General features: G+C 73.4%; 6 protein-coding genes. 2 read left to right on the forward strand and 4 right to left on the reverse strand.

Annotated elements, in window-relative coordinates; genetic code table 11:
• Positions 1 to 929 (forward strand): EAL domain-containing protein (locus AB0K09_RS27515; protein ID WP_366068109.1); only part of this gene is annotated, 929 nt, incomplete at its 5' end.
• Positions 930 to 1,151: 222 nt separating this feature from the next.
• Here AB0K09_RS27515 and AB0K09_RS27520 read toward each other — a convergent pair.
• The 4 genes from AB0K09_RS27520 to AB0K09_RS27535 all read right to left on the reverse strand — a co-directional run bounded on the left by AB0K09_RS27520 (position 1,152) and on the right by AB0K09_RS27535 (position 6,016).
• Positions 1,152 to 1,868 carry a class F sortase gene (locus AB0K09_RS27520; RefSeq protein ID WP_366068110.1) on the reverse strand — a complete coding sequence of 239 codons (717 nt, stop codon included), beginning with the start codon at positions 1,866 to 1,868 and terminating at the stop codon, positions 1,152 to 1,154.
• A 19-nt stretch (positions 1,869 to 1,887) separates the two neighbouring features.
• Positions 1,888 to 2,529 carry a hypothetical protein gene (locus AB0K09_RS27525; RefSeq protein ID WP_366068111.1) on the reverse strand — a complete coding sequence of 214 codons (642 nt, stop codon included), beginning with the start codon at positions 2,527 to 2,529 and terminating at the stop codon, positions 1,888 to 1,890.
• Between the two features lie 125 nt (positions 2,530 to 2,654).
• Positions 2,655 to 5,498, reverse strand: coding sequence for a M48 family metalloprotease (locus AB0K09_RS27530; RefSeq protein ID WP_366068112.1), 2,844 nt, complete (start codon positions 5,496 to 5,498; stop codon positions 2,655 to 2,657).
• A 20-nt stretch (positions 5,499 to 5,518) separates the two neighbouring features.
• A complete protein-coding gene (locus tag AB0K09_RS27535) occupies positions 5,519 to 6,016 on the reverse strand; it encodes a hypothetical protein (protein ID WP_366068113.1) in 498 nt (165 codons plus the stop codon).
• Positions 6,017 to 6,138: 122 nt separating this feature from the next.
• Between AB0K09_RS27535 and AB0K09_RS27540 the strand changes: the two genes are divergently transcribed.
• Entirely contained in the window at positions 6,139 to 6,630 is a 492-nt protein-coding gene (locus AB0K09_RS27540; protein WP_366068114.1) for an SRPBCC family protein, read from the forward strand.
• The last annotated feature ends 109 nt before the right edge of the window (positions 6,631 to 6,739 follow it).

The raw sequence follows: 6,739 nt of genomic DNA on the forward strand, positions 1-6,739 counted from the left end.
CCGGGCTGGTGGCCTTCGGCGCGGCGGCCACCGTGCTCGCCCTCGGCGTGATCATCCCCGGGTTCAACACCACGGGCTCCTACGACTACTGGAACCGCTACGAAGTGGCCGACGCCGACACCGACGCCCGCGTCATCGCCCGGCACGGCCTCACCACCCGGCTGCCCGCCGCGCTCGACAACGGCGAGTTCTTCATCGAGTACCAGCCCCTCGTCCGGCTCTCCGACGGCACCGTGCGCGGCGCCGAGGCCCTCGTGCGCTGGCTGCACCCGGTCCACGGGGTGCTCGGCCCCGACCAGTTCATCCCGCTCGCCGAGAGCACCGGGCTGATCGTGCCGCTCGGCCGCTGGGTCCTGGAGGAGGCCGCCCGGCAGGCCCGCGCCTGGCGCGCGGCCGGCACCTGCCAGGGCGTCAAGCGGGTGAACGTCAACCTTTCGCCCACCCAGCTGCGCCACCCCTCCCTCGTCGCCGACACCGTCGCCGTCCTCACGGGCGCCGGCCTCGACCCCTCGGCGCTCTGCCTGGAGGTCACCGAGAACGCCCTCATCGGCGCCGACGAGGCCGAACTGCGCCCCCTGCGACAGCTCGCCGATCTCGGCGTCGACATCGCCCTCGACGACTTCGGCACCGGCTACTCCAACCTCTCCTACCTGCGCCGGCTGCCCGTCAGCACCCTCAAGCTCGACCGCTCCTTCACCCGCGGCATGCAGCGCGACCCGGCCGACCCCGTCGACGTGAAGATCGTGGAGGGCATCGTCTCGCTCGCCCACACGCTCGACCTGTCGGTGACCGTGGAGGGCGTGGAAACCGGCACCCAGGCGGAGTGCCTGCGGTTACTGGGCTGCGACACGGCCCAGGGCTGGTACTACGCCCGCCCGGGCCCGCCGGAGCGCCTGCACGCCCTCACCCTGGCCGACGCGGCGTCCTGAAACGGACCCGTCGGTTTGGTGCGGGGCGGCCGGGCCGTGCCGGTGCCTCTTTGCTCAGGGTGAGGGCCGGTTCGGCACCGCCGGTCCGGTACGTCGTGGTTGCGCGCCGTCGCGGCGGGAGAAGAACGCCGTGCTGGACGGCGCGGAGACGGGGACCGCCCTGCCGGACGAGCCGGCAGGGCGGGGTGAGATCGAGGAGCTCGTGGTCGGGACGCGGCTGCGTCAGCCGGTCTCGGCCGCGTCGGTTCCGCCCGCCATCACGCCGCTCTCGCCGGACGACCGGCCGCTCGCCCCCGTCAGATAGGCGGAGACGACGACGTTGGCGGTGTACTCGTGCTGCGCCCGGTTGTAGTTGCCGCCACAGGTGATCAGGCGCAGTTCGGCGCGGTTCTCGTCCCGGGCGCCGTAGACCTTCTGGTCGTCGAAGTGGTCCTTGGCGACGACGGCGACGTCCTCGACGGTGAACTCGGCCGTCGTGCCGTCCGTACGATCGATGACGATCTTGTCGCCGCGTTTCATCCTGGGGAGTTCGTAGAACACGGCCGGCGTCTTCTCGGTGTCGACGTGGCCGACCAGGATGGCCGCGCCCGAGCTGCCGGGCTGGGGACCGCTCTGGTACCACGCCACGGTGTTCGGCCGTTCGTACGGGGGCGGTTCGACACCGCCCAGCGCGTCCAGACCGTGGCCCTCGATGGGGGCTTCCACGGCCAGCGTCTTGATGGTGATCTTCTGGGGGACCGCCCCCGGCAGCGGTTCGTGTGCCGGGGGCAGGCCCTGCGCGGAAGGACGACCTGACGGGGCGACGCCACCGGGCACCGGAGCCTTGCCTATCGGCTCCTCGGTGACGTCGTGGCCCCACAGCCACAGGGCCAGTAGCAGCGCTACCCAGGCCGCCCTCGTCACCAGGCGGCCGTGGCCGCCTGCGCGCTTCTCTGACATGACGCCGGATCGCTTCCTGTCACTGCTTGGCCGCGTTGGCGCGGCGGCGGTACCAGATCAGCCCACCGGCGATGCCCACCGTGGCGCCCGCGAGCACGAGTGCCGGGGTGTCGGGGGTCGAGGACTCGGCCGCGGCCACCGTCGCGGTCGCGCCACCGCCCGCGTGCGCGGGGGCGTGCGGCCGGCCGTGGTCGTGGTCGCGCCCGTGCTCACCGCGACCGTGGTCACCCCGGTCGTGGTCGCCGCGCCCGTGGTCGTGGTCGCCACGGCCGTGGTCGTGGTCACCGCGCCCGTGGTCGTGGTCACGGCCGTGGTCGCCGCGCCCGTGGTCGCCGCGGCCGTGGTCACCCCGGCCGTGGTCGTGGTCACGGCCGTGGTCGTCACGCCCGTGGTCGTCACGCCCGTGGTCATCGCGGCCATGGTCGTCCCAGTCGTCACGACCGTGGTCGTCCGAGTCGTCACGGCCGTGGTCGTCGCGACCGTCGTGGTCGTGACGGTCGCATTCGTCGCAGCCCTCCTGGGTGACGACGTGCCCGCCCGCGACCGTGACGGGAGCGAGCGGAGCGGACTGGGCCGGGGAGCCGAGGGCGTAGGCGGCGGGTGCCGCGCAGACGGCGACTGCCGTCAGAGTGCCGCAGACAGCGGTACGGATTGACTTCATGGATGTACCTCCTTGATCAGAGGTTCACCCGCCGATCCACACAGAGCATCCGCAGGGTAGTCGTATTGCTCCATTAGGTGACCAACGGGGTCCGGACGGGCGTAACCGGACCCCGCCGACGCGGGTCAGGAGGGTGCCTCGCTCTGCTTCTCCATGTCCTGCATCGTGAACAGCAGCGCGTGCACCGTCTCCGGAGAGTTCGTCAGGAACCGGGCGAAGGCCCGCTCGCGCTCAGCGCCGTCCTTGCCGCCGGTCGTCCCGGACAGACAGTCCTCGCTGTCGCGGGCGATCCGGTCCAGCGTCTTCGACCACCGCCGGTCCAGCGCCGGATCGGGGAAGGGAAAGTACCTCCGCGCGTCCCGCACCCGGCTGCCGAGCGTGCCGCAGAGCCGGGCGAACTCGCTCTCGTCGATCTCGATGGTCCCCTGTGCCGTGGGCTCCTGCGCGGCGGCCTTGCCGATGGCGGAGGTGAGTGCCAGATAGCCGCGGCTGAGGCCGGCCACGTGCCGCAGACCGCCCTTGTTGAGCCAGGCCAGTGCCTGCCACTGCCGGATCGTCGCCGTGCGCGCCGTCCGGGGGGCGTCGAGCAGTTCGAGGAGCCTGCCCATCGCGGGCGAGGTCGTGGGCGGCTTGCCCACGGCCGAGGATGCCCGCGGGCCGGGCGCGTAGGTGTAGGTGACGACGGCGAGCAGGAGCGCGGGGAGGGCCAGGGCGAGCCCCGCCGTCTGCCGCAGCAGAGCGGGCCGGGGACGGGCGGACGGGACCTCGGCCGCGGGCCGCGCCGCTGCCGGGAAGCGGCGGACGACGCGTGCGACGGCGGCCCCCGCCAGTGCGGCCGCCGCCGCGCAGAGGACGGCGCTCGTCAGGGACTGCGCGGCGACCAGCGCCGTGAGGGTCCTGCCGTTCGCCGGCAGCCAGTGGCAGCTGCTCCCGATCACGTTCAGCGGACCGAGACAGCCGTCGGCGGAGGACAGCAGGTACACGCCGGCGAAACCGATGACCTCGGCCAGCTGCGCGGCCAGCAGCGCCCGCAGCAGCCAGTACCGCCGGCTGACGCCCGCGACGACGGCACCCGTGACCAGGCAGGCACCCGTGACCGTCACGACCAGCCACCAGATCTGGACGTACTGGAACGCCCCGAAGCGCCCCCGCAGCGTGCCGGGCCGCTCCGCGTGCAGGGCGTACGACCCGGCGGCCAACCCCAGCCAGCACAGCAGGCCGCCCGCCCCACCGGCCAGCAGGGTGCGTCGCACGCGCAAGCCCGTCCGCCCGGCCCGGAGATGGACGAACAGCGGGACGAGCGCGGACGCCATGACCGCGAGCCCCAGCGGCACGCTGTTGTTGAACGAATGCAGCCCCGGGAACGCCTCGGTCGCCGCGGACAACTCGAAGGCGTAGTCCCGCCACGGTCCTGGGAACGTCTCCCGGAACACGGTCCGCAACGCCCCGCTCCGGTCGTACACCCCCACTGCCTGGTACTTGCCCCACTGCTGCCACCAGCGCAACCCGCCCCACAGCAGGGCCAGTGTCACCAGGCCGTTCAGCAGCACCACCGCCCGGCGTGCCCAGCGCCCGGGAAGGCACGCCTCCAGCCGTGCGCTCTGCGCGCACCAGACCGTCGGTACCCATCCGGCGAGCAGGAACGTCAGCAGATACGCGGGCTGTCCGACCAGCCATTCGTTGCCGCTGTTGCCGCCGACGACGAATTCGCCCGCCAGCAGGCCGAGCCCGAGCCACAGACCGGCCCGCACGCCCGCCTCCCGAGAGCGCCGCAGGAGGTGGCACAGCACCGGCGTGACGAAGCACGCCGCGATCCAGGGCGTCGCCGCCGTCTCGGACAGCCCGGGGAAGACGGTGAGCTGGTGGACCAGGAACGACCCCGCGATTCCCAGGAGCAGCATCGGCAGCGCGCTCACCGGTGCGAGGCGCCCGGGTTCGGCGAGGGCGCGGCGGCGCTCGGCCCAGTCAGGGTGCGTGCGCAGCAATGCCGTCGCCCGCCGCCATCGGCCGGCCGTGCGGTCGGGGCGGTCCCAGGCCGAGGGGCTCGCTCCCCAGGCGATCGCCTGCGCGTCCGCGTACAGTTCACGCCTGCGCAGCAGGTCCGCGCGGGTCAGATGGACCAGCAGGACCAGCAGCAGCCCGGACAGCAGGCTGTATGTGGTGATCGACGCGACCCCCGGCCAGAACGGGGACCTGGTGCGCCCCAGCAGTCCGCGCAGCAGCAGATCGCCCTCGTGGTACAGGTAGGGCAGCAGCGCGAGCGCCACGAAGGTCCGCCACAGGGCGGTGCTGGAGTAGGCGAAGTCGACGTCCCGGTGCCGCAGATGGGCGAGCTCGTGGAGGACCACGGCCCGGAACCGGTCACGATCGACGCCGTACAGCACGAGCAGGCCCGCGTGCAGGGAGACGGTGTACCGGCCGGCACGTCCGTGGACGACCGCGCCGGCGGTCGTCCGCCCCGGGGCGACACGGAACCGCACCCGGTCGCCGGTTCCCGCGATCGCACGCAGTTCCGCGAGTTCACGGGCGAGCATGCCGTCCGGGTCCACGGCTTCGAGCGGCAGCGTCGCGTGCCGCCGCTCGCGCAGCCGCGGCAGCCACCAGTACACCAGGGCCGCGACGGCCAGCAGGAGCGCGGTCGCCGCCATGCCCTTCCCGTACGCCACGGCCGGGGCACCGGACAGACAGTCGTGGATCGCCTCCGGACTGCGCACTCCGGCCAGGAGGTTGGCCAGGTTCGAGCCGTCGGGGTCGAGGCCCGCGGCGAGCAGGCATCCGAGGGCGTCGCCCGGGGTGTCGTCGGGCCGGGGCGCGAGCGTCGTGTCCAGCATGCTGACGCTCGCCGCCGTCACGAGCGTCATCAGCAGCGCGAAGCGCAGACCGGTGTCCGGAATGCCGCCGCCGGTGAGGGGCAGCCGCCGGGCCGCCGACATGCGCAGGAGAGCCCGCCGCACGGGAGTCCGCCGCATTCCGCCGTGCTCCGCCGCCTTCAGGCCCGCCCGGCCCGGCCCGGATCGGCCGCCGTCCCGCCGGCCCCGCCGGGGGCCACGCCCTCCATGGCCAGCCGGGCCACCACGCCGTCCGCCAGCGCCTCGGCGTCCGGGCCCGCCAGGCCCTGGGAGGTGGCGCGCTCCACGATCCGCGCCCGCACGAGCGTCAGTTGCTCACGGTCGAGCTCCGCCAGCACCCGCGGTGGCACGACGGCGCCCCTCCGCAGCACTCGCCGCAGCCCGGCCCGCCCCTTCCCGACCACCCCGTCGGCCACCTTCTCGGCGGCCTGCCGCGCCACCTGGTCCAGCACCAGCCACACCACGGACGTGACCACCGCCGTCACCTCGGCGTACCCGAAGCCGAGCGGCTCCCTGCGGTCCCCCTGGCCCGACAACACCCGTACGACGTGCTCGTCGTCGAACCCCAGTAATCCGTCGACGACCGGTAACTCATGCGGCGCGTGCTCGGCGACCGACTCCCGCACCACATCCCGCACTGTGATCACTGTGCCACCCCTGCATCACGAGACGTACCCGGAAGCCGATTCCAGCACATCCGCGAGGGGCCCGGGAAGAGTTCATGGTATGCACGTCCGCATCACCGGCGGAGGAGATGCCCATGCGTATACCGAGGTTCCCGGAGCCCGCGGCCGTCGGCACGGCGGCCGTCCGTGCCACGCCGGCCGAGGCGTACCGCGTCGTCAGCGATCCGCCGACCATGGTCCGCTTCGCCGCGGAGACGTACCGTGCCCGCTGGCTGGACGGCGCGACGACGGCGGCGGTGGGCGCGCGGTTCCTCGGCTACAACCGCAACGGCCCGCGGCGCTGGGTCACCACGTGCCGCATCACGGACGCGCAGCCGGGGCGCCGCTTCGCCTACGAGGTCGAGGCGACGCCGCTGCGCATCCCGATCTCGCGCTGGCAGTACGACATCGAGCCCGCGGACGGGGGCTGCGTCATCACGGAGACCAGCTGGCTCCGCGTGCCGCTGTGGTTCATTCCCTTCGCCGTCGCGGTCACCGGTGTCCGGGACCGCGCCGGCGCCAACGACGCCCACATCCGCACCACCTTGGACCGGGTCAGGACGCATCTCGAGGCGGCGCCGGCCTGAGGCCTGTCCGGCGGATTGCGGCGAATGTGCCGGTTGCGGTGCTCGTGGATTCCGCCGGACCCTCGCCGCGGTGGCTCGTCGCCGTCGCGGCGGGCAGTTCTTCTCCCGC

Source organism: Streptomyces sp. NPDC049577, from assembly GCF_040675635.1.
Taxonomy (GTDB): Bacteria; Actinomycetota; Actinomycetes; order Streptomycetales; family Streptomycetaceae; genus Streptomyces.